At 71.3% G+C, this 20561-nt stretch carries 24 protein-coding genes and 1 tRNA gene; 12 read left to right on the forward strand and 13 right to left on the reverse strand.

The features are described from left to right. Positions 1-39 precede the first annotated feature (39 nt). Both ABZ027_RS16400 and ABZ027_RS16405 read right to left on the reverse strand, forming a co-directional pair. Positions 40-969, reverse strand: coding sequence for a carbohydrate kinase family protein (locus tag ABZ027_RS16400; protein WP_356768678.1), 930 nt, complete (start codon positions 967-969; stop codon positions 40-42). Beyond that, entirely contained in the window at positions 966-1652 is a 687-nt protein-coding gene (locus ABZ027_RS16405) for a class II aldolase/adducin family protein (protein WP_356768680.1), read from the reverse strand. The genes ABZ027_RS16400 and ABZ027_RS16405 overlap by 4 nt, the downstream gene beginning before the upstream one ends. 61 nt (positions 1653-1713) lie before the next feature. Here ABZ027_RS16405 and ABZ027_RS16410 point away from each other — a divergent pair, with 61 nt between their 5' ends. Further along, the gene (locus tag ABZ027_RS16410) at positions 1714-2364 is read left to right on the forward strand and encodes a TetR/AcrR family transcriptional regulator (RefSeq protein WP_356768682.1); all 651 of its coding nucleotides are present in this window, start codon (positions 1714-1716) and stop codon (positions 2362-2364) included. On the opposite strand, the gene ABZ027_RS16415 is transcribed toward ABZ027_RS16410, so the two are convergent. The 6 genes from ABZ027_RS16415 to ABZ027_RS16440 form a co-directional block, all read right to left on the reverse strand. Beyond that, complete coding sequence (locus ABZ027_RS16415) at positions 2358-3092, reverse strand: DinB family protein (protein WP_356768684.1); 735 nt, start codon at positions 3090-3092, stop codon at positions 2358-2360. The two genes, ABZ027_RS16410 and ABZ027_RS16415, sit on opposite strands and share 7 nt — an antisense overlap. Positions 3093-3259: 167 nt before the next feature. Continuing rightward, positions 3260-4447, reverse strand: coding sequence for a sn-glycerol-3-phosphate ABC transporter ATP-binding protein UgpC (gene ugpC / locus ABZ027_RS16420; protein ID WP_356768686.1), 1188 nt, complete (start codon positions 4445-4447; stop codon positions 3260-3262). A 90-nt stretch (positions 4448-4537) separates the two neighbouring features. Continuing rightward, complete coding sequence (locus ABZ027_RS16425; RefSeq protein ID WP_356768688.1) at positions 4538-5371, reverse strand: carbohydrate ABC transporter permease; 834 nt, start codon at positions 5369-5371, stop codon at positions 4538-4540. Beyond that, on the reverse strand, positions 5371-6318 hold the full coding sequence (locus ABZ027_RS16430; RefSeq protein ID WP_356768778.1) for a sugar ABC transporter permease: 948 nt from the start codon (positions 6316-6318) through the stop codon (positions 5371-5373). Before ABZ027_RS16430 ends, ABZ027_RS16425 begins: the two co-directional genes overlap by 1 nt. A gap of 2 nt (positions 6319-6320) precedes the next feature. Continuing rightward, positions 6321-7631 carry an ABC transporter substrate-binding protein gene (locus ABZ027_RS16435; RefSeq protein WP_356768690.1) on the reverse strand — a complete coding sequence of 437 codons (1311 nt, stop codon included), beginning with the start codon at positions 7629-7631 and terminating at the stop codon, positions 6321-6323. A gap of 268 nt (positions 7632-7899) precedes the next feature. Next, a tRNA-Pro gene (locus ABZ027_RS16440) sits at positions 7900-7973 on the reverse strand. A gap of 126 nt (positions 7974-8099) precedes the next feature. On the opposite strand from ABZ027_RS16440, the gene ABZ027_RS16445 reads away from it, so the two are divergent. Beyond that, entirely contained in the window at positions 8100-8621 is a 522-nt protein-coding gene (locus ABZ027_RS16445) for a DUF309 domain-containing protein (RefSeq protein WP_356768692.1), read from the forward strand. Between the two features lie 90 nt (positions 8622-8711). Then, a complete protein-coding gene (cobF, locus tag ABZ027_RS16450) occupies positions 8712-9497 on the forward strand; it encodes a precorrin-6A synthase (deacetylating) (protein WP_356768694.1) in 786 nt (261 codons plus the stop codon). A gap of 15 nt (positions 9498-9512) precedes the next feature. On the opposite strand, the gene ABZ027_RS16455 is transcribed toward cobF, so the two are convergent. Further along, a complete protein-coding gene (locus ABZ027_RS16455) occupies positions 9513-10256 on the reverse strand; it encodes a cobalt-precorrin-6A reductase (RefSeq protein WP_356768696.1) in 744 nt (247 codons plus the stop codon). A 29-nt stretch (positions 10257-10285) separates the two neighbouring features. Continuing rightward, a complete protein-coding gene (locus ABZ027_RS16460; protein WP_356768698.1) occupies positions 10286-11059 on the reverse strand; it encodes a sulfite exporter TauE/SafE family protein in 774 nt (257 codons plus the stop codon). Positions 11060-11220: 161 nt separating this feature from the next. Between ABZ027_RS16460 and ABZ027_RS16465 the strand changes: the two genes are divergently transcribed. The 4 genes from ABZ027_RS16465 (at position 11221) to ABZ027_RS16480 (ending at position 13216) form a co-directional block, all read left to right on the forward strand. Further along, entirely contained in the window at positions 11221-12030 is an 810-nt protein-coding gene (locus ABZ027_RS16465) for a lysophospholipase (RefSeq protein ID WP_356768700.1), read from the forward strand. A gap of 65 nt (positions 12031-12095) precedes the next feature. After that, entirely contained in the window at positions 12096-12353 is a 258-nt protein-coding gene (locus tag ABZ027_RS16470; protein WP_356768702.1) for a WhiB family transcriptional regulator, read from the forward strand. Beyond that, complete coding sequence (locus tag ABZ027_RS16475; protein WP_356768704.1) at positions 12350-12832, forward strand: DNA starvation/stationary phase protection protein; 483 nt, start codon at positions 12350-12352, stop codon at positions 12830-12832. The genes ABZ027_RS16470 and ABZ027_RS16475 overlap by 4 nt, the downstream gene beginning before the upstream one ends. Positions 12833-12883: 51 nt before the next feature. After that, positions 12884-13216, forward strand: a complete 333-nt coding sequence (locus ABZ027_RS16480; protein ID WP_356768706.1) for a DUF3140 domain-containing protein — start codon at positions 12884-12886, stop codon at positions 13214-13216. A 141-nt stretch (positions 13217-13357) separates the two neighbouring features. Here ABZ027_RS16480 and ABZ027_RS16485 read toward each other — a convergent pair whose 3' ends face one another. Further along, positions 13358-13813 (reverse strand): potassium channel family protein, encoded by a 456-nt coding sequence (locus ABZ027_RS16485; protein WP_356768707.1) that lies wholly within the window; start codon positions 13811-13813, stop codon positions 13358-13360. Positions 13814-14020: 207 nt separating this feature from the next. Here ABZ027_RS16485 and ABZ027_RS16490 point away from each other — a divergent pair, with 207 nt between their 5' ends. The 5 genes from ABZ027_RS16490 (at position 14021) to ABZ027_RS16510 (ending at position 18994) form a co-directional block, all read left to right on the forward strand. Next, positions 14021-14899 (forward strand): hypothetical protein, encoded by an 879-nt coding sequence (locus tag ABZ027_RS16490; RefSeq protein ID WP_356768709.1) that lies wholly within the window; start codon positions 14021-14023, stop codon positions 14897-14899. Between the two features lie 142 nt (positions 14900-15041). Then, the gene (locus tag ABZ027_RS16495; RefSeq protein WP_356768711.1) at positions 15042-15854 is read left to right on the forward strand and encodes an SAM-dependent methyltransferase; all 813 of its coding nucleotides are present in this window, start codon (positions 15042-15044) and stop codon (positions 15852-15854) included. Positions 15855-15906: 52 nt separating this feature from the next. Next, positions 15907-17307, forward strand: a complete 1401-nt coding sequence (locus ABZ027_RS16500) for a glutamine synthetase family protein (RefSeq protein WP_356768713.1) — start codon at positions 15907-15909, stop codon at positions 17305-17307. Between the two features lies 1 nt (position 17308). Beyond that, complete coding sequence (locus ABZ027_RS16505; RefSeq protein ID WP_356768715.1) at positions 17309-18442, forward strand: amidohydrolase family protein; 1134 nt, start codon at positions 17309-17311, stop codon at positions 18440-18442. A gap of 24 nt (positions 18443-18466) precedes the next feature. Further along, positions 18467-18994: an NUDIX hydrolase family protein gene (locus ABZ027_RS16510; protein ID WP_356768780.1), complete on the forward strand. Its 528-nt coding sequence runs from the start codon at positions 18467-18469 to the stop codon at positions 18992-18994. A gap of 48 nt (positions 18995-19042) precedes the next feature. On the opposite strand, the gene ABZ027_RS16515 is transcribed toward ABZ027_RS16510, so the two are convergent. Further along, on the reverse strand, positions 19043-19741 hold the full coding sequence (locus ABZ027_RS16515; protein WP_356768717.1) for an SDR family oxidoreductase: 699 nt from the start codon (positions 19739-19741) through the stop codon (positions 19043-19045). Further along, the gene (locus ABZ027_RS16520; RefSeq protein WP_356768719.1) at positions 19738-20547 is read right to left on the reverse strand and encodes a DeoR/GlpR family DNA-binding transcription regulator; all 810 of its coding nucleotides are present in this window, start codon (positions 20545-20547) and stop codon (positions 19738-19740) included. Before ABZ027_RS16520 ends, ABZ027_RS16515 begins: the two co-directional genes overlap by 4 nt. Positions 20548-20561 lie beyond the last annotated feature (14 nt).

Raw genomic sequence — 20561 nt, forward strand, 5'->3', positions numbered from 1 at the left:
CCCGCGCGCCCGGGACCAGGGGGTTGGGTTCAGTGCGGCTCAGGAGTGGGTTTTCTGGATCATGGAGAACTCGTCGGCCTCGGCGAGGTCGAAGTCCCCGTGGTCGCTGCCGAGTCCCTGCGCCACCAGCGCGGCCGCCGCGCAGCCGAGAACGGCCGCCTCACGGGGTGTGCGGCTGAGGCTGATCCCGCGCAGGAAGCCCGCGGAGAACGCGTCGCCGCAGCCGGTGCTGTCGACGACGTCGATCGCGAAGGCGGGGACCGTCTCGGTGCCCTCGGCCGTCACGACCAGCGCGCCGTCGCCGCCGCGGGTCACCGCGACCACGCCGACACCGGCGGCCAGCAGCTTGTGGGCGCCCGCCATCAGGTCGTCCTCGCCGGTGAAGCCGAGGAGTTGGTCGTCGTTGGGCAGCAGATGGTCGACGTACGGCAGCGCCTGCTCGATCTGGTCGAAGCTGCCGAGCACACCGGGCGCGAGCAGGTCCATGGAGGTGACCACGCCGTGCTCCTTGGCGTGCGACAGGATGCGCGCGGCGACGTCGACACCGATGAGCTCGGGGCCGCCGAGATGCAGGTGTGTGGCCTCGGCGACGGCGTCCCAGGGCACGTCGTCGAGACCGTAGGTGACGTTGGCGCCGAGCAGATGGAGGGAGGGGCGGTCGCCGTTGGGACGGATGGGCAGGACGCTCGCGGAGGTGGAGGTGTCGGCGCGGCGGACCAGCAACTCGGTGTCGATGCCCGCCCGGTTGAGCAGTTGCACCAGCAGGTCACCGGTGGGGTCGGTGCCGATCGCGCCGGCGGTGCGGACCGAGGCGCCCAGCTTGGCGAGGGTGAGGGCGGTACCGCCGGCCGTTCCGGCGGCGGTCATCCGGATGTCGTCCACCAGGGTCGCGCCCTGTCCCTCGGGTATCTCCTCCACCGGCCGTACCAGTACGTCCAGTACGTGCACGCCCATCGTGACGACCTTCATCGGGGTCCCTCCTGCTCGGGTGGTAAGGGCTGGGTGGTGCCGTAGTTCCGTGCGAGCGCGGCCTCTATCACCGCGAGTTGCTGCTGTTCGTCGAGGACGCGGGGCGGGCCCAGGGCCGCCGCGCGCTGGTAGACACCACAGGCCCACTCCAGCAGCAGCGCGTGTTCGACCGCCTTGTCGAGGGTCGGTGCGTGGGTGAGCGAGCCGTGGTTGGCCATCAGTGCGGCGCTGCGGCCCTCGAGCGCCGCGAGCACCGATGCGGCGAGTTCCGGGGTACCGAAGGTGGCGTACGGCGCCACCCGTACGGTGCCGCCCAGGGTGAGCAACTGGTAGTGGACGCAGGGTAGTTCGTCGAGGACGCAGGACAGGGCGGTGGCCATGGGGGCGTGCGTGTGCACGACCGCGCCGGTGCCGTAGCGCCGATAGACGCCCAGGTGCAGGTCCAGCTCCGAGGTCGGGCGCAGGGTGCCGGCCACGGTCTTCCCGTCGAGATCGACGACGGTCACCTGGTTTGGGGTCAGCTCGGCGAGCACCGCGCCGGTGGCGGTGATCGCGACCCGCTCCCCCGCACGCACGCTGACGTTGCCCGCCGTACCGATGAGCAGGCCCTCGGCCCCCAGCCGGCGGCACGCGGCGGCTACCGCGGCCCGCTCCTCGTCCAGCGCCGAGCTTGAGTCGGTCATGCGCGCGACGCTAACCTAAACCTGAAACAATGTCACATTCACCTGTGGAGGTCGTTGTCGCGTGAACGAGCCGACCACCGACCTCGGCCGGACGGCGGGGCTCGCCTCCCTCCGGCGTACCCCCCAGCAGGCCCGCAGCAGGGCGCGCCTGACCCGGGTTCTGGAGGCCGCCGAGCGGGTGCTGGTCGACGAGGGGGTCGAGGCGCTCACCACCACCCGGATCGCGGCGGAGGCGAGGGTGTCGGTGGGGTCGCTGTACCAGTACCTTCCCGACCGGGGCGCGATCATCGAGGCACTGGCGGCCGGCTACTTCGCGAAGCTCGAAGCCACGATGGACGACCTCGTCGGGGCCGCGGCGGCCGAGCGCTGGAACGACCCGGTCGGTGTCCTCGTCGACGCGTACACCGAGATCTACCGCACCGAACACGGTTTCCGCGCCCTCTGGTTCGGCAGCGGCCTGACCGAGCGGACCCGCGCCGCGGACCGCGAGCACAAGCGCCGGATGGCCGACGGGATCCGCCGGATCCTGCTCGCCCTCGGCCTCGCCGGCGACGACGAGGCACTCGCCCGTTCCTGCCATGCCGCGATCCTCACCGCCGACGCGCTCGCCCAGGAGGCGTTCCGCGCTGACACCAGGGGCGACGCGGCCCTCCTCGACGAGGCGAAGACCATGCTGCGCGGCTATCTGACGGCCGTCACGGCACGCTACTGAGCCCTGGCCCGTGCGCCGTTGGTGAAGCGGGTCCGCCACAGGTCCCGGAGCAACGCGATCTCGGCCATGTGGTGGATGAACTCGATGTTGGCCCCCGCCAGCACGGAGGCGTACGGGTAGTCGGCGTCGTTGCTGTACGGGTACTGCGAGAAGCCGACCGTGTCGAGCTGCTCCTCGGTGACGTTGGCGACGCTGTCACGCCAGCGGTCGATCACCTCCCAGAACCGTTCGAGTGCCAGGTCGGCGGAGGGGGTGAAGTCGACCAACAGCTTCGGCTCGTGGCGTCGTTCACCGAAGGTCCACTCCCAAGGGCCCGCGAAGTGGAAGTGCAGGTGCCCCAGCCGCCACGCGATGGTCGTGACCGGGGTGTCGTCGGGCTCCGGTTCAGCGGTGCCGGCGAGGATCTGCTCGACCCGTTCGGCACTCACGCTCCAGTCATCGGCGATCTCGGCGACGGTCATGCCGCCGGCCGCCTGCCGGGCGACCTCGGCGTACTCACTTGCCGGGATCTGCCCCTCGCCCAGATCGAGCACCCACTCGCCCGGCCCGAACGCCCTGGGCGTCACCGCCTCGCCCCGGCGCCGGATCGACCAGCAGTCGGGCACCGGCTCCCACAGGTACTCCTCGTCGCCGAGCCCCGCCAGGCGCGCCCGGGCCGTGTCCCTGGCGTCGTCGAACTGGCCGAGCAGTAAGCCCAATCGGTCGGTCCGCACACCCTCGGTCTGCATGCCTGACTCCCTCGCCGTCGCGTCTCGTACCCCATTGCTCAGGCGGAAGCTAACGGCTCACCCCACGGGGCGCGACCGATTTCCTCGCGGAGGACAGCCCGGAGACCGGCCGCACATGCTGGATCGCCGATGCCGGGACGCGGATCGGTGCCCTGTGCGGCGCGTCGTCAGTCCGCCCTCACCGGGTGTGTGAGGTTCGCTCCGGTCGCCGGGTCGAACACGTGAGCCTTGGCCATGTCGACCTGCATCTCGACCGGTTCGCCCTCACGGGCACGCGTGGCGGCGTCCAGGCGGGCCACGATCTGATGGGTGTCGGCGCCGGTGTCCCGCAGGCCCGAGTCCGCGGCCAGCTCCTCCAGTTCGGTGGTCGTCGCGGGGCCGCCCTCCGCGGTGAAGTAGACATACACATCGGAGCCCAGCGACTCCAGTACGTCCACGGTGGCGGTGAACGCCGGGCCCGTCCGTTCCCGGTCGTGGGACAGGGCCGCGTCCTCGAAGGCCTCCGGCCGCAGCCCGAGGATGACCTCGCGGGGCGCGTTCGCCCGCTCCAGCGCCTGCCTCGTACGGTCGTCGAGGGGCAGGTCGCCCAGGGGCGAGCGCAGGGTGCCGTCCTCCAGGGTGGCGTTGAGGAAGTTCATCGCCGGGGAGCCGATGAAGCCGGCGACGAAGATGTTGCGTGGGGCGTCGTACAGCTCGGCTGGTGTGCCGATCTGCTGGACCAGGCCCTGCCTCATGACCACGACGCGGTCGCCGAGCGTCATCGCCTCGGTCTGGTCGTGGGTGACGTACACGGTGGTCGTGCCCAGGCGCCGCTGCAGCCGGGAGATCTGGGTCCGCATCTGTACCCGGAGTTTGGCGTCCAGGTTGGACAGCGGCTCGTCCATCAGGAACGCCTTGGGATCACGGACGATCGCCCGTCCCATCGCCACCCGCTGGCGCTGACCGCCCGAGAGGTTGGCGGGCTTGCGGTCCAGGTGCTCGGTCAGGTCGAGGATCCGGGCGGCTTCCGTCACCTTGGCGTTGACGGTGTCCTTGTCCACCTTGGCCAGGCGCAGCGGGAAGCCCATGTTCTCCCGGACGTTCATGTGCGGGTACAGGGCATAGCTCTGGAACACCATGGCGACGTCGCGTTCCTTGGGAGCCAGGTCGTTGACGACTCGGCCTCCGATGCGCAGGGTGCCCTCGGTGATGTCCTCAAGTCCGGCGATCATGTTCAGGGTGGTGGACTTGCCGCAGCCCGACGGACCGACCAGGATCACGAACTCGCCGTCGGCGATCTCGAGGTCCACGTCCTTCACGGCGAGGGCCCCGTCGGGAAAGCGCTTGGTGACTCCCTCAAGGATGATCTCGGCCATGGATGGTGCCTCCTTGCCTTCATGCCTTCCGGGTCCGAGTACTGCGGTCGGTGTCTCGGTCCGGCGGCCTGTCTGCCGCGGTCGGCCCGTTCACCCCTTGACTGCCCCGGAGGTCAGTCCGGCGACGATCCGCCGCTGGAAGAACAGGACGAAAACGATGATCGGGATGGTGATGACCACAGCGGCGGCGGCGATCGACCCTGTGGGCTGCTGGAACTGGGAGCTCCCGGTGAAGAACGCGATCGCGGCCGGCACCGTGCGCGCGGCCTCGGTGGAGGTCAGCGAGATCGCGAAGAGGAAGTCGTTCCAGCAGAAGATGAACACGAGAATGGCCGTGGTGAACACACCCGGCGCGGCCAGCGGCACGATGACCCTGCGGAAGGCCTGCGCGGGCGTCGCCCCGTCCACCTTGGCGGCCTTCTCCAGGTCCCAGGGGATCTCCCGGAAGAACGCCGACAGGGTGTAGATCGCCAGCGGCAGCGAGAAGGTCATGTACGGGATGATCAGCCCGATCCAGGTGTCGAAGATCCCGATGTTCCGCTCGATGTTGAACAGCGGAGACACCAGCGAGATCGGCGGGAACATGGCGATCAGCAGCGACATGCCGATGAGGACCTGCTTGCCGGGGAACCGCAGCCGGGCCACCGCGTAGGCGGCCATGGTGCCGAGCGCCACCGCGATGACGGTGGCGATCAGGGCGATGCCGATCGAGTTGATCAGCGCCCTGGTGAACTCGGAGGTCGCGAAGATGCCCCGGTAGTTCTCCCAGGTCCAGTCCCTCGGGATGTAGTCGCCGTCGGTGAGGGTGCTGGGGTCCTTGAACGACAGCGCGGCGATCCACCACACCGGGAACAGGGCGTACAGCACCACCACGACGTTGATGACGGCCCATCGGGTCGCGTGTGTCTTTCCTACTTCGGCCATCAGCGCTTCACCTCCGCGCCCGGTGCGGCCGCGCCGAACAGCTTGACGAACGTGAAGGCGATGATCCCGACACAGATGAAGATCAGGACCGAGATCGCCGACCCGATGCCCAGGTTCAGCGCGGTGAACAGGTTGTCGTATCCGAGGATCGACAGGGAGCCGGTGTCCTGGGCGCCCGCGGTCAGGATGTAGATGTTGTCGAAGATCCGGAACGCGTCCAGGGTGCGGAAGAGCAGCGCCACCAGGATGGCCGGCTTCATCAGCGGCAGCATGACCTTGATGAACCGCTGCCAGGGTGTGGCGCCGTCCACCATGGCCGCCCGCAGGGTCTCCTCGGGGACCAGGGCGAGGCCAGCGAGCAGCAGCAGCGCCATGAACGGGGTCGTCTTCCACACCTCCGCGAGGACGATCAGCCACAGGGCGGGCCACTGCTCGGTCAACGGGGCGTCCCCGCTGGGCAGCAGTCCGGCGAGGTAGCCGAGGTCCGGTGTCCAGGCGTACTGCCAGGAGAAGGCGGCGACCACGGTGACGATGCCGTACGGGATGAGGACCGAGGTGCGGACGACGCCGCGCGCGAAGATCGTGCGGTGCATGACCAGGGCGAGACCCATGCCGAGGGCCAGTTCGATGGCCACGGACACGACGGTGATGAACAGCGTCACCCAGAACGCGTCCCACCAGAACGTCGAGGTCAGCACGGCCCCGTAGTTGCTCAGGCCCACCCACTTCGCCTGTCCGGGAAACCGCAGGTCGTAGCGCTGGAGGGACAGGTAGACGGCGTATCCGATGGGGTAGGCGGTCACGGCGAGCATGACGATGACGGCGGGTGCGCACAGCAGCCAGCCGAGCCGTCGCTCCTGCCGGGCGCCCGCCGAGATCGCCGCCCGTTCCTGCTTGGAGGGCTCCGTCTTCGGGGGCTGGGGGGCTCCGGCCGGTTCGGCTTGCATGCTCACGGGATCACACCCTCGGATCGCAGGGCATCGTCGATCTGGTCCCTGATGGTGTCGACGGAGCTCACCGGCTCGATCCCCGACGGCGGGGAGAGCGTGTGGGAGATCGCGATCGAGATGTTCTGGTAGGCCGGAGTGAGCGGACGCACGCTCGCCGCTTCCAGGGAGGTCAGCACCTCACGGGAGAAGGGGTATGCCTTCATGAACGCCGGGTCGTCGTACAGGGCGCGCAGGGTGGGCGGCAGTCCGCCATCGAGCGCGGCGGTGAGCTGGTTGTCCCGGTTGCGCAGGCACAGGGCCGCTTCGAAGGCCAGGTCGGGGTGGCGCGAGTAGGCGCTCACGGCCAGGTCGATGCCGCCGATGGTGGGGCGGGCGGGGCGGCCCGCGTCGACCCGGGGGTACAGGGCCCAGCGGAAGTTCTTGAACAGGTCCGGGTTGTTCGCCTTCATCGACGGATAGACGAACGGGTAGTTGATCTCGAACGCCGCCGTTCCCGACTCCATGGCGAGGCGGTTCTGGTCCTCCATCTGGTTGGACAGGGAGGGGTCCGCGGCCGGGGATTTCGCCAGCCGGCGCATGATCTCGGCGGACTGGACGGCCGGCGGGCCGAGGGAGGGCTCGGTCGCGGCCGGGTTGAGGATGGAGCCGCCCGCGCTGTTGATCAGCGTGTTGAACCAGACGGTCAGGCCCTCGTACTGGGCGCCCTGGATCTCCACGAAGTGCGGTTTGCCCTGCCGGGCCAGGGAACGGGCCATGGCGATCATCTCGGCCCAGGTCTTGGGCGGGGTGGGCACCAGGTCCTTGCGGTACCAGAGGAGTTGGGTGTTGGTGTTGTACGGGACCGCGTACAGCCTGCCCTTCCAGGTCGAGGTCTGCAGCGGTACCCGCAGCGTGCCCTCGGTGGCCCGCTGCTTCACCGTTCCGGTCCACTCGCGGATCCAGCGGGCCTCGGCGAACTCCGCGGCCCAGGTGACGTCCAGGCCCAGGATGTCGAGGGAGTCGTCCTCGGCGGCGAGTCTGCGGACCATCTGCTGCCGCTGGCCGTCGGCGGCGCGCGGAAGCTTGTTGTAGCTGATCCGGTAGCGGCCGCCGGACGCCTGGCTGCACCGGTCGGCTGCCTTCTGGAGCGCACCGGAGTCGTCGGGGAAGTTGTACCAGTTGAGGGTGGGCCTACCGGAGCCCTCGTCACTGCCACAGGCGGCGAGAACCGACGCCAGCAACGGCAGTACGGCGAACGCCCGCAGCCATCGCGTCCCGCTGCGACGTCTCTTCTGACCCGAAACGGGCCGGCAGCCGCACCTCACGTTCACGCGCTCCACACCTCGCTTCCGGACGGCGGCACGGGACCAGGGCCTCGCGGAGTTCCCCGGCGAACACTAGGTGCCACAAAAAGCAAGATCAAGCACATATCGTGACAAATCACCCAACGCGGCTCATCAGTGGAACCGAGAAACAAGGTGCGTCACAGGGCCGCCCCATGGCGCCCGGCCCCCATCCGGCGCCATTCCGGCCCTCGGGTACGACGAAGAGGCCACCTCCGGTTCACCGGAAATGACCTCCGACCTGCTGCTTCACAAGTCGGGACGACAGGATTTGAACCTGCGACCCCTTGACCCCCAGTCAAGTGCGCTACCAAGCTGCGCCACGTCCCGATGCGCCTCCCACGGTGAGCCGTGGGAACGCGCGGACAGAACTTTACCGCACGTCGGGGGCCTGCTCGATGGGGGAGGGCGTGGGGTGGTCGCGGCCGTCGGGGGGCGGCGCGGGACAATCGACGTATGGGCAGTGCATCCGCAGGACGGCAGGCCGGCGCGCGGGACCGGGACGACGAGGGGCGGGCCCGCAACGCCCGGCCCCGGGACGGGCTGGGGCGGCCACTGCCGTACGGCTCGGACGGTGTCGCCCGGCAGCCCGAGGGCGTCGTCCGGGCCCCGCGGGAGAGCGTCGCGGAGGCGCAGTCGCTGCTTGACGGGGGAAAGCCCTTCCACGCGCACGAGGTGTTCGAGGACGCCTGGAAGTCGGGGCCCGAGGACGAACGCGCGTTGTGGCGGAGCCTCGCCCAGCTCGCCGTGGGGCTCACCCACGCGGCCCGGGGCAACGTGACGGGCGGCGCCCGGCTGCTGCGACGCGGCGCGGACGCGCTGGGCCAGTGGGCGTCGGCCACCGGGCGTCACCGGCCGTACGACATGGACCTGACGGGGCTCACGGCGTGGGCTCGGGCGCTGGCGGAGACCGTGGAGCGGGACGGCGAGGGCGTGGACGCGCGGGATCGGGCGCCGCGGCTGCGGGGGGTGTCGTAGGCAAGGCACCGGCATCGCCAGAAAAACCGCACCGTCCGCCGACGTGGACGCGGTGTCCGCGGTGCCGGTGGGGTGGGGCAGACTCGGGGCGTGCGAAAGATTCATGTCATCGGTATCGGCGCGGGCGACCCCGACCAGCTCACCCTGCAGGCCGTCAAGGCGCTGCGCGACACGGACGTGTTCTTCGTCCTGGACAAGGGCGAGGTGAAGGCGGACCTGGTGGGACTGCGCCGGGACATGCTGGACGCACATGTGCCGCGGGGGACGTACCGCGTGGTCGAGGCGCGTGATCCGGAGCGCGACCGGGCCGCGGGCGGCGCCGCCTACTCCCCGGCCGTCGGGGACTGGCGCAGCGCCCGCGCGGAGATCTACGCGCGGCTGATCGCCGAGGAGTTGGGCGAGGGCGAGAGCGGCGCGTTCCTGGTGTGGGGCGACCCCGCGCTGTACGACAGCACGATCGGGATCCTGGACGAGATCCTCGACCGGGGCACGGTGGACTTCGGGTACGACGTCGTGCCGGGCATCAGCAGCGTCTCGGCGCTGGTCGCCCGGCACCGCACGGGCCTGAACCGGGTCGGCCGGCCCGTGCAGATCACCACCGGCCGGCGGCTCGCCGAGGGATTCCCCGACGGCGTGGACGACGTGGTCGTGATGCTCGACGCCCATCAGACCTTCCTCCGGTACGCCGACCAGGACATCGACATCTACTGGGGCGCCTACATCGGCACGCCGGACGAGATCCTCGCCGCCGGCCCGATCGCCGAGACCGCGCCCCGTATCGAGCGGCTGCGCGCCGAGGCCCGCGAGCGCAAGGGCTGGATCATGGACACGTATCTGTTGCGCAGGCGTCGCCCCGGGCCTGACGACCAGCGCTAAGTGCATGTGCCTCGGTCAGTGAGGGTCGAGGCCGAGCCACGCCAGTACCCCCGCCACGTCGGGCACCGTGGTGACGGCTTCGGGCAGGGGCGGTCGCTGTACGACCACCACCGGCAGGCGCAACGCGCGTGCGGCCGTGAGCTTGGCGGCCGTGGCCGCTCCCCCGCTGTCCTTGGTCACCAGGACGTCGATGCGCTGGTCGTACAGGAGGGCCGTCTCGTCGGCCACGGTGAACGGCCCCCGGGCCAACAGGACTTCGGTGTGCGGCGGCGACGGCGGCTGGGGCGGTTCCACCGACCGTACGACGAAGTGCAGGTCCGTGAGGTCGGCGAAGGCGGCCAGGCCCAGCCGTCCGGTGGTCAGGAACACCCGTCGGCCGAGCCGCGGCAGCAGGTCCGCGGCCGCCGACAGGGAGGCGACCGGATACCAGCGGTCCGCGGGGCCGGGGTGCCAGCCCGGGCGGCGCAGCACCAGCGCCGGGACACCGGTCGCCGCCGCGGCCCGTGCCGCGTTCGCGGTGATCGACTCGGCGAAGGGATGGGTGGCGTCGACGAGTGCGTCCACGCGCTGCTCGCGCAGCCAGTCGGCCAGCCCGTCCGCTCCCCCGAAGCCCCCGATCCGGACCTCGCCGGCGATCGCCCCGGGACGCGCCACGCGCCCGGCGAGCGAGGTCGTGACACGGACACTACGCGCCACCAGGGCGGCGGCCAGCTCACGTGCCTCGGCGGTACCACCGAGGATGAGGACGTGCGTGGACATGGCGAGAGCCTACGACCCCAGGGCCTGTCCTAGCGGAGCAGCAGTTGCAGGCCGCCCAGGATCGTCGCCGCGATCACCAGTCGTTCGAACAACCGCTGGTTGATCCTGTTCACAGCCCATTTGCCGGTGAACGCCCCCGGCACCACGAACACCGCGAGCGCCGCGTCGAGGAGCAGCGAGTGGCCGTCGATCAGGCCGAGGCCGACGCTGAAGGGCACCTTGGACACGTTGACGATCAGGAAGAAGAACGCGGAGGTCCCGAGGAAGCCGAGCTTGCGGAAGCCGGCGGAAAGGAGATACATCGACATCACCGGACCGCCCGCGTTGGCGACCATCGTGGTGAAGCCGCCGAGGACGCCGTACGAACGGGCCTTGACCCGGCCCGCCCGGCCGGCGACGGGGTCCGGCTGCTCCTGTGCGTCGGTCGTGCGACGGCGCCACACCGTCACTCCGGCCATCAGCAGCAGGATCGCGCCGATGGACGTGCGGACAACCCCGTCGTCCGCCCACACCAGGAACAGCGTCCCGGCGAGCACACCCACGGCGACCGCCGGGAACAGCCGCCACAGGGTGGGCCAGTGGGCGTGCCGACGGTAGGTGAGCACGGCGAGCACGTCTCCGGCGATCAGCACCGGCAGCAGGACGCCGGTGGAGGCCCGGGCGGGCAGCACGGCCGCGAAGATCGCCAGGCTGACGGTGTTGGCCCCGCTGACGGCGGTCTTGGAGAAACCGACGAGGAAGGCGGCGAAGGCGAGGGCGGCGAACTCCCAGCCGGATATGTGCCAGAGGGTCATCGTGTTCATGCGAACACCGATGCTATGTGCAAGGAACCGGCGCCCGGAGGAGCGTCTCGTCAGGTGGCCGGTGCCGGTACGGTTCCCGCGTCCTGGTGAGCGCCGTATGGACCGGTCCGCCGGCCCCTGGGAAGATCCCCAGGAGCCGCACCGACCCCTCCGGAGGAGACATGACCGACTCCCGTGAGCACGTCCTGCCCGGAACCCGGGGCGCGATCAGCGCGCGGGAGTGGCCGGCCGAGCGACCCCGGTATGTCGCGCTGCTCGTCCACGGGTACGGCGAGCACATCGGCCGGTACGAGGAGCTCGCCGGGGTTCTGGTGGGACACGGAGCGGCCGTGTTCGGGCCGGACCACGTCGGGCACGGCAGGTCGGCGGGCGAGCGCGTCCTGATCGAGGACTTCGAGGACGTGGTCACCGACGTGCACACCGTGGCCGGGGCCGCCCGGAGCGGGTATCCGGACGTACCGGTGGTGATGGTCGGGCACTCCATGGGCGGCCTGATCGCGGCCCGTTACGCACAGCGTCACGGCGACACGCTCGCCGCGCTGGTGCTGTCCGGGCCGGTGATCGGCACGTGGGAGCTGCCCGAGCGGCTGCTGGCCCTGGACGAGATCCCCGACACCCCGATCAGCCCGGCCGCGCTCTCCCGCGACCCGGCGGTGGGGGCGGCCTACGCGGCGGATCCGCTGGTGTGGCACGGACCGATGAAGCGGCCCACGCTGGAGGCGTTCGCGCGCACCCTGAAGACCGTGTCCGGCGCCGGTGACGTGGGACGGCTCCCGCTGCTGTGGCTGCACGGCGAGGAGGACCGGCTGGTGCCGCTCGCCGGGAGCCGGGTCGGCGTCGAGGAGCTGAGCGGCGGCCGGCTGACCGAGCGGGTCCGTCCGGGCGCCCGGCACGAGGTGTTCCACGAGACGGACCGGGCGGCAGTTTTCGCGGAGGTGACTCGCTTCGTGGACGAGGTGCTCACGAGCTGAGACAGCACACGTCAGGCGAGGCCACGGGGTGTTTGCACCACTTCGACCTGGGCACCCGCGCTGCCATGGAGTGGTTGCGCCGTGCTGCCTGCGTGGGGATGGACCCCGAGGTGTTCTTTCCCGTGGGCACGACCGGACCGGCGCTGCGAGACATCGCGGCCGCCAAGCAGGTCTGCGCCCGCTGCCCGGTGATCCCCGAGTGTCTGGCGTTCGCGCTGGACTGCGGGCAGACCTCGGGCGTGTGGGGCGGTACCTGCGAGGAGGAACGGGACGCGCTGCTCCGTTCGGCCGGAGAAGACGCCAGAAGGAGAAGCATCGTATGACTGTCGTGAAGAGCACGATTCCCGACTCCGCCCGACAGGTGGTCGGGGACGCGCTGCAGAGCACTCTGGTGGACCTCATCGGGCTGTCCCTGATCGGGAAGCAGGCCCACTGGAACCTCGTGGGACCGCGTTTCAGGTCGATCCACCTGCAGCTCGACGAGGTGGTGACGGCCGCGCGCGAGTTCTCCGACACCGTGGCGGAGCGCGCAGCGGCGCTCGGGCTGCCGCCGGACGGCCGGCCGGAGACCATCGCGTCGGCGTTCACACTGCCGAGCCCGAAGGACGGCTGGGTACGGGACACCGATGTCGTCCAGGTGCTGGTCGAGGCCCTGGAGGCGGCCATCGGGCGACTGCGCGAGCGTATCGAGGCCACCGACAAGGCCGACCCCGTCACCCAGGACCTGCTGATCACCATCACCGCCGAGCTGGAGAAGCAGCGCTGGATGTTCGACGCGGAGAACTGGCCCAGGGCCGACTGACCGGCACCCGTCCCACCCCGGTTCGAACTCGTATGCAAGGAGGGGCACTTGATGACCGACGCCCTCGAAATGGACGCCCTGTGGGAGGACTTCCACCGCGTGGTGAACATGACCTCGCAGGAGCTGGCCGCCTGGCTGCGGGTGCGTGACGCCGACGAGAACGCGGAGCCGCTGCCGGAACACGCGGGCACGCCCACGGGGCAGCACGTCCTGGCCATCCTCCAGAAGCGGCGCACGGATCTCACCGACGACGACATCCGCGTGATGTACGACGTCGTGGACACCGTCTCCGAACAGACGAACGCGGAGAACGAGCCCGAGGCGGAGGAGACGCGCCGTCGGCAACGCCTGATGACGATCGGTCACGACCCGCTGAGGCCGTGACCTGAGAACAGTGAACGGCAGGGTGCGCGTCACCCCCGGTCACCCCCGGCAAGGACGAACAGCGTCGCCCCGGCCCCACGCGGTCCGGGGCGCTGCCGCGTTGCGGCAGAACGGGCAGGTACGAGCCGCGCTGCCGCGGTGTCAGTCGTCCTTCGGCCGGCCCGCGAGCAGTCGTTCCAGGCGGTCGAAGCGCTCGTGCAGGGCGTGGACGTCGCTGCCGATCTCGCGGGCGATCCGGCCGCGCCGTTTCTTCTCCCGGCCCACGAACCAGGTGGCCAGGGCCGCCGTGACCATGCCGTACGTGGTGATGCCGACGACCATCATCACCGCACCGACGATCCGGCCCCACAGGGTCACCGGGTAGAAGTCGCCGTATCCGACGGTGGTCGCCGTCTCCACCGACCACCACAGGGCTCGCGGATAGGTCGTCAGATTGGCGTTCCTCGCGCCCTGTTCGGCGACGATCACGGCCCACGAACCGGTGAGCATCACGACCAGGAGGACGATCAGCGCGGCACCGGCCGCCCTGAGGTGGAGGGAGTGTCCCTCGCGGTCGAGCAGCACCGCGACCGCTCTGGCGAGGAATCCGGGCAGCATGACCGCTCCTTGGGGTCCGGGGCCGGGTGCGGACGGTGTCGTACTCAGGACAGTGTCGTCGTGGGGACGCGGTCGGGCATGCCGGGCGGGGCGTTCGAGTCGCCGTCGTCGAAACGGTCCGCTCACCCGAACGGGCCGCTGCGCTGGTGTGCCGCGCCGGCCGGTGGTCGGCTGGGGGGCATCTGTCGATCCTGGAGGCGTCCCGCCATGACCGCTCGCCCGCCCCGCTCCCCTCGCCGCACGGTCACTGGGGGTGCCCCCGCCGTCCGCTTCCTCGCGTCGGCCCTGGTGGCGGGCGTGCTGCTGACCGCCTCGGCCTGCTCGGACGACGACGGTGACGGCCAGGGTCCCCAGGACGTCGCGTCGCCGGTCGCGGACGGGACGCGGGCCGCCTCCCCGCTCACCGCGACGTCACCCTCTCCCTCGGGCGGACCCCGTCTCACCGTTGCCGGAGCGCGGGCCGCGCTGATCACCGAGGCGGACATCGAGGACGACTGGACGAAGGTCGCGGACGCCGCGTCCTGGCGCGACACACTGCTGGTCGACAAGGTGGACGTCGCCGACTTCCTCACCGCCAAGGCCGACGCCGCCGACTGCCAGCGGCTGCTCGACTCGCTCTACGACGACGACCTGCTGGGCAAGCCGTCGGGGGCGTCCGCGCTGACCGGCTTCGAGGAGGGCGACTCCCGGCTGCTCTACCAGGCCGCCTCATACGACGACAAGGCCCTGGTCGACTCCCTGGACTGGCTGAAGTCCCTGCCGACGGAGTGCGACGAGTTCACCGCGATCGACTCGGCGGGCGACAAACGCACGGTCCAGGTGACCGAGAACCCGGTGCCGAAGGAGGGCGACGCCCGGCAGGGACTGCAGGTGGTGGTGCAGGGCACCGCGGACGACGTGCCCACCACGCTCACCCTGGACGTGGCCGTCGTAAGGGTGGGCACCGACGCGATCACCGTGACCGCCGGCGGGCCCCACGGCGGCGCGAGCGACTCCGTCGAGCGGGCGGTCCAGCAGGGCACCCCTCGCCTGAAGGACGTGCAGGCCGGCCGGACACCCCCCGCGGACCCGAGTGAGATCGACTGACCGCCTCCCGCGCCTCCCCGTCCGTCGCCCTCGCCGTCCCGCCCACTCACCGCCGCCCGCACCGCAGCGGCCGTTCCCGGGACAACGCTGATCATCGGGCGGCACAATGGCGACGACGGCAGGCGCGAGAAGGAGCACAGACGTGAGCGACAGCCACACCCCCTCAGACACGTCGGCGAGGCTGAACACCTCTGTGGCGCACAACGCGCGCGTCTGGAACTACTGGATCGGCGGCAAGGACAACTACGAGGTCGACCAACAGGTCGGGGCCCACGTCGCGGGAATGTTCCCGATCATCCGGGAGGTCGCCCGCGCCGACCGCTGGTTCCTGGGCCGCGCGGTGCGGTTCCTCGCCGAGGAGCGGGGCGTACGGCAGTTCCTCGACATCGGGACCGGGCTGCCGACGGTCGACAACACCCATGAGATCGCCCAGCGGATCGCCCCCAACTCGCGGATCGTCTACGTCGACAACGACCCGATCGTCCTGGTCCACGCCCGCACCCTGCTCACCAGCACCGCCGACGGCGTCACCGACTACATAGACGCCGATGTGCACGACCCGGACGCCATCCTCGAACGCGCCGCGAAAACCCTCGACTTCGACCAGCCGATCGCGGTGATGATGCTGGGCATCCTCAACTTCGTGCTGGACGCCGAGAAGGCCCAGGACATCTCCCGCCGGGTGATGGCGGCGATGCCGTCCGGCAGTTACCTGGCCCTCACCCACCCCACCTTCGACGCGGACCTCGGCGGCGAGGGCCAGATCCCGGCGATGACGTTCTGGAACGAGAACGCCACCCCGCCGATCACCGCCCGCAGCCGCGCGGACATCGCCGCCTTCTTCGACGGACTTCAGCTGCTGGAGCCGGGTCTGGTGTCGTGTTCGCGGTGGCGTGCCGAGCCCGACTCCCCCGTCGTGGTACCGCAGTTCGGCGCGGTGGCCGTGAAACCCTGACGCAGGCGCCGACCCCGGCCACGGGTTCGGCCGGGCTCGCCGAGGAGGACGTATGACCACGCTTGCCGACCCCGTCCCCGGCGGGCGTCCCGGGGACGTCGAACGGGCCGCGGCGCTCGCCGGGGAACTGTCCGGGCGCGGCGTGCACGGCGTCGTCCTCGCCTACGTCGACACCGCGGGCGTCACCCGGGTGAAGACCGTCCCGACGGCCCGGCTCACCGCGGCGGCGGCCTGGGGGGTCGGCATGTCCCCGGTGTTCGACACCTTCCTGGCGAACGACTCGATCGTCTCCACCGACGTGCTCGGTTCGCCGGACGGCGATCTGCGGCTGTACCCGGACCTGGACCAGTTGGTGGTGCTGGCCGGGCAGCCTGGCTGGGCGTGGGCGCCCGTCGACCGGATCACCCAGGAGGGCGCGCCTCATCCGGGGTGCGGCCGGACCGTCCTGCGCCGGATCGTCCGGGAGGCCGCCGACCACCACGGCCTCACCTTCCGGGCCGGCATCGAGGTCGAGTGGTCCGTGAGCCAGGGGCCGTCCGGCGGCAACTTCGTGCCGGCGACGACCGGACCGGCGTACAGCGCCACCCGGCAGGTCGAGCTCAGCGACTACACCGCCGACCTGCTGGCCGCGTTCGCCGCGCAGGGGGTCGAGGTGGAGCAGCTCCATCCCGAGTACGCGGCCGGGCAGTTCGAGGTGTCGGTGGGCGCGCTCGATCCGGTGGCGGCGGCCGACCGGAGCGTGCTGGTGCGGCAGACCGTCCGCGCGGTCGCGGCCCGTCACCACCTCGCCGTCTCCTTCGCTCCGGCGGTCTTCGCGCAGGGGGTCGGCAACGGCGGCCACATCCACCTCTCCGCCTGGCGGGACGGCGTGAACCTGCACTCCGGGGGCGCGGGCCGGTACGGCATGACCAAGGAGGCCGAGTCGTTCACGGCGGGAGTCCTCGCCCATCTGCCCGCTCTCACCGCGGTGACCGCTCCGAGCCCGGCGAGCTACCTCCGGCTCAGACCGTCGCAGTGGGCCGGGGTGTTCACCGCCTGGGGCCGCGAGACCCGGGAGGCGGCGGTACGGGTGATCACCGGGATGTCGGGCGTGCGCGACCAGGCCGCGAACCTGGAGGTGAAGCCCGTCGACCTGGCCGCCAACCCGTATCTGGCGCTCGCCTGCCTGATCGCCGTCGGCCTGGACGGGGTGACGTCCTCGGCCGCGCTGCCGGAGGAGATCACCGGGGACCCGGCCCGGTTCGGGGCCGAGGACGCGGCGGCCCGCGGTGTGCGCCGACTGCCCACCTCGCTGGACGAGGCGGTCGAAAAGTTCCGCGAGGACGCAACGCTGCGGGACGCGCTGGGCCCGGTCCTCGCGGACGCGGTGATCGCCGTACGGCTCGGGGAGAGCGCCGCCGTCCACGGGCTGGACGACGAACGGGTGGCGGCGGCGTACCGGTGGACGTACTGACGTGGGCGCGGGTCCCGTCCACGAGAGGCTCGCCGCCGTGCGGCTGGTGGACCACCACTGCCACGGGGTGGCGACAAACGACCTGGACCGGCCGGGGTTCGAGTCGCTGCTCACCGAGGGCGAGCCCTGGCCGGGGATCTCGCCCTTCGACAGTCCGGTCGGGGTGGCCGTACGCCGCCACTGCGCTCCCCTCCTCGACCTGCCGCGCCACGCCCCCGCCGACGAGTACCTCGCCCGCCGGGCCGAACTCGGCGCCCCCGAGGTGAACCGCCGCTTCCTGACCGCCGCGGGCACCGGGGTGTTCTGCGTGGACACCGGCCACACGCCGGTCCCCCTCAGCACACCCCGGCAGGTGGCGGAGGCCGCCGACGCCACCGCGTACGAGGTGGTGCGGCTGGAGAACGTCGCCGAGTCCGTGGCCGCCGCCGGAGTCGAACCGGACGCGTACGCCGAGACGTTCCGTGCGGCGGCGGAGTCGGCCGCGCGACGGCCGGGTGTGGTCGCGGTGAAGTCGGTCGCCGCCTACCGCACCGGCTTCGACCTGGATCCCGTACGGCCCTCGGCCGAGGCTGTCACCGAGGCGGCCCGCCGCTGGCTCGCCGACGGCGGCCGGCTGGCCGACCCGGTTCTCGTACGGCATCTGCTGTGGACGGCCGTGGACCTGGGGCTGCCGCTTCAGCTGCACACCGGGTTCGGGGACGCGGACATCCGTCTGCACCGGGCCGATCCCACGCACCTGACGGACTGGCTGCACCTGACCACCGGCACGATCCCCGTGCTGCTGCTGCACTGCTGGCCCTACCAGCGGCAGGCCGCCTACCTGTCGGCGGTGTTCGAGCAGGTGTACCTCGACGTGGGTCTCACCCTGCATCATGTGGGCCCCGCCCGGGCCCGGGCGATCCTGACGGAGGCGCTGGAGATCACCCCGTTCCGCAAACTGCTGTACAGCTCCGACGCCTATGGTGTGGCCGAGTTCTACCACCTCGGCGCGCTGGCCTTCCGCCAGGGCCTCGCCGGTCTCCTGCAGGACCGGGTGGACGCCGACGAGCTGAGCCTGCCGGACGCCCTGCGCATCGCCGTCTGGGCCGGTGCGGACAATGCTCACCAGGTCTACCGCTTTCCAGCCACCTCCTGAAAGTATGATCAAGCAATGTCTGACATGACCGATACCACGCCCGGTTGGCTGAGTTCCGACGAGCTCGAGTCCGCGCGCGCCCGCATGCCGATCCTGTACGTCGAGGCGGTGCCCGTGCGCGTCGACGACAGCGGCGAAGTCACCAGCATCGGACTCCTGCTCCGCATCGGTCCGGACGGGACGGTCAGCCGGACCCTGGTGTCCGGCCGGGTGATGCACCACGAGCGCGTCCGGGACGCCCTGCTGCGCCACCTGGAGAAGGATCTCGGCCCGGTCGCCCTGCCCCGGGTGCCGACCTCCCTGCAGCCCTTCACCGTGGCGGAGTACTTCCCGACCCACGGCGTCACGCCGTACCACGACCCGCGCCAGCACGCGGTGTCGCTCGCCTACGTGGTCCCGGTCACCGGCGACTGCCGCCCCCGGCAGGACGCCCTGGACCTGGTCTGGTTCAGCCCGCAGGAGGCCCTGTCCCCGGCGGTGCAGAGCGAGATGCCGGGCGGCCACGGAGTCCTGCTCAAGCAGGCACTGGCGCATGTGGGCTGCGTGGTCTGAGGTCCACCGTCCTTCCAGGGGCACCGGAGGGCGCTGTTCAGGCGCCCGTCACAGTGAGGCCCCGGCGCACTGGACGAGCTGCTGGCCGGTGATCGCGCCGCCGTCCGGTCCGAGGAGGAACGCGGTCAGCCCCGCGACCTCGTCGGCGGAGACGAACCGGCCGAGGGGCGGATGCGCCGGAGGCGTGCGGGCGCGGCCGGGGTCGGACAGCATCGGCGTATCGGTGGGGCCGGGGGCGACGACGTTGACGGTGATGCCGCGGCCGGCCAGCTCGGCGGCCCACGAGCGGGCGAGCGCGGGCAGCGCGGCCTTGGTCGCGGCGTACTGGCTCTTGCCGGGCACCCCGGTCGCGGTGCGGCTGCCGACGAGGACCACCCGGGCCCCGTCGGGCAGCCGGTCCGCGAGCGTGTCGAGGAGGATCGTGGCGGCCTGGACGTGCACCCGCCACATCAGCTCGCCGTCGTCGGCGGACAGTTCGCCCAGCGGTGCCGAACGCTGGAGGCCCGCGGCATGGACGACCGCGTCGGGGGCGGGCACCCGGTCGAGGATCCGGACCAGCGCGGTGGGCTCGGCCAGGTCCGCCGGGAGCCAGGTCAGTCCCGGCGCGGGCACCGGACGGCGGCGGCTGATCCCGGTGACCTGCCATCCGTCCCGCAGCAGGCGACCACTGATCGCCTCGCCGATGCCCGAACTGACGCCGGTGACCAGGGCGTGCCGCGCCTTGGACAGGGCCGTCGTGGAGGTCATGAGGACGGCGTGTGCTCCGGCTCGGTGGACTGCGCCACCTCGGTCAGGACCACCTCGACGCCGCGCCCGCGCAACTCGTCCACGATCGACGGCTCGGCGCCGTCGTCGGTGACGAGGGTCCAGTCGGCGGGGAGCTTCGCCCAGGCGTGGAAGGGGCGACGGCCGAGCTTCGCCGCGTGCGCGAGGACGTAGACATGGTCGGCGCGGCGGGCCATCAGTTCCTTCAGCCGCGTCTGGCGCAGGTCGGCCTCGCAGATGCCGTGCTCGGGCGAGATGCCGTCGGTGCCGAGGAAGACCCGGTCGAAGGTCATCCGTTCCAGCGCCGCCTCGGTCAACGGGCCGACGAAGCCCTGGCTCAGGGGTCGCAGGGTGCCGCCGAGACACTCGACGTGCACGGTCTCGACGTCGGAGAGCTCCTGCAGGGCCGTCAGCCCCGTGGTCGCGACCGTCAGTTCCATCGCCGAGCGCAGTTCGTGAGCGAGGGCGCCCACGGTCGATCCGGCGTCCAGCAGCACGGTCTCACCGGCACGCACCTCGGCGGCGGCCCGGCGCGCGATGGCACGCTTCGCCTCGAACGCCTCACCCGTGCGCTGCCGGAGCGACGCCTCGGGGTGGGCGGTCAGCGCCATGGCGCCGCCGTAGGTGCGGGCCAGACGGCCGTCGGCGGTCAGCCTGGCGAGGTCCCGGCGGATCGTGGAGGCCGTGACGCCGAAGCGCTGCGACAACTCCTCGACGCTGGTGAGGCCGGTCGTGGTGGCCACGTGCAGGATCCGTTCACGCCTGGCCTTGGATCCGATGGGAGACATCTGTCGTGGAGTCC

Origin of the sequence: Streptomyces sp. NPDC006332 (assembly GCF_040612855.1) — a bacterium.
In the GTDB taxonomy this organism is placed as follows: Bacteria; Actinomycetota; Actinomycetes; order Streptomycetales; family Streptomycetaceae; genus Streptomyces.

Bases quoted from the DNA above. Each gene is read 5' to 3' on its own strand.
- ABZ027_RS16400 (WP_356768678.1), bottom strand. From the start codon at position 969: ATGAAGGTCGTCACGATGGGCGTGCACGTACTGGACGTACTGGTACGG.
- ABZ027_RS16405 (WP_356768680.1), bottom strand. From the start codon at position 1,652: ATGACCGACTCAAGCTCGGCGCTGGACGAGGAGCGGGCCGCGGTAGCC.
- ABZ027_RS16415 (WP_356768684.1), bottom strand. From the start codon at position 3,092: ATGCAGACCGAGGGTGTGCGGACCGACCGATTGGGCTTACTGCTCGGC.
- ugpC (WP_356768686.1), bottom strand. From the start codon at position 4,447: ATGGCCGAGATCATCCTTGAGGGAGTCACCAAGCGCTTTCCCGACGGG.
- ABZ027_RS16425 (WP_356768688.1), bottom strand. From the start codon at position 5,371: ATGGCCGAAGTAGGAAAGACACACGCGACCCGATGGGCCGTCATCAAC.
- ABZ027_RS16430 (WP_356768778.1), bottom strand. From the start codon at position 6,318: ATGCAAGCCGAACCGGCCGGAGCCCCCCAGCCCCCGAAGACGGAGCCC.
- ABZ027_RS16445 (WP_356768692.1), top strand. From the start codon at position 8,100: ATGGGCAGTGCATCCGCAGGACGGCAGGCCGGCGCGCGGGACCGGGAC.
- ABZ027_RS16455 (WP_356768696.1), bottom strand. From the start codon at position 10,256: ATGTCCACGCACGTCCTCATCCTCGGTGGTACCGCCGAGGCACGTGAG.
- ABZ027_RS16460 (WP_356768698.1), bottom strand. From the start codon at position 11,059: ATGAACACGATGACCCTCTGGCACATATCCGGCTGGGAGTTCGCCGCC.
- ABZ027_RS16465 (WP_356768700.1), top strand. From the start codon at position 11,221: ATGACCGACTCCCGTGAGCACGTCCTGCCCGGAACCCGGGGCGCGATC.
- ABZ027_RS16470 (WP_356768702.1), top strand. From the start codon at position 12,096: ATGGAGTGGTTGCGCCGTGCTGCCTGCGTGGGGATGGACCCCGAGGTG.
- ABZ027_RS16475 (WP_356768704.1), top strand. From the start codon at position 12,350: ATGACTGTCGTGAAGAGCACGATTCCCGACTCCGCCCGACAGGTGGTC.
- ABZ027_RS16480 (WP_356768706.1), top strand. From the start codon at position 12,884: ATGACCGACGCCCTCGAAATGGACGCCCTGTGGGAGGACTTCCACCGC.
- ABZ027_RS16485 (WP_356768707.1), bottom strand. From the start codon at position 13,813: ATGCTGCCCGGATTCCTCGCCAGAGCGGTCGCGGTGCTGCTCGACCGC.
- ABZ027_RS16490 (WP_356768709.1), top strand. From the start codon at position 14,021: ATGACCGCTCGCCCGCCCCGCTCCCCTCGCCGCACGGTCACTGGGGGT.
- ABZ027_RS16500 (WP_356768713.1), top strand. From the start codon at position 15,907: ATGACCACGCTTGCCGACCCCGTCCCCGGCGGGCGTCCCGGGGACGTC.
- ABZ027_RS16510 (WP_356768780.1), top strand. From the start codon at position 18,467: ATGACCGATACCACGCCCGGTTGGCTGAGTTCCGACGAGCTCGAGTCC.
- ABZ027_RS16515 (WP_356768717.1), bottom strand. From the start codon at position 19,741: ATGACCTCCACGACGGCCCTGTCCAAGGCGCGGCACGCCCTGGTCACC.
- ABZ027_RS16520 (WP_356768719.1), bottom strand. From the start codon at position 20,547: ATGTCTCCCATCGGATCCAAGGCCAGGCGTGAACGGATCCTGCACGTG.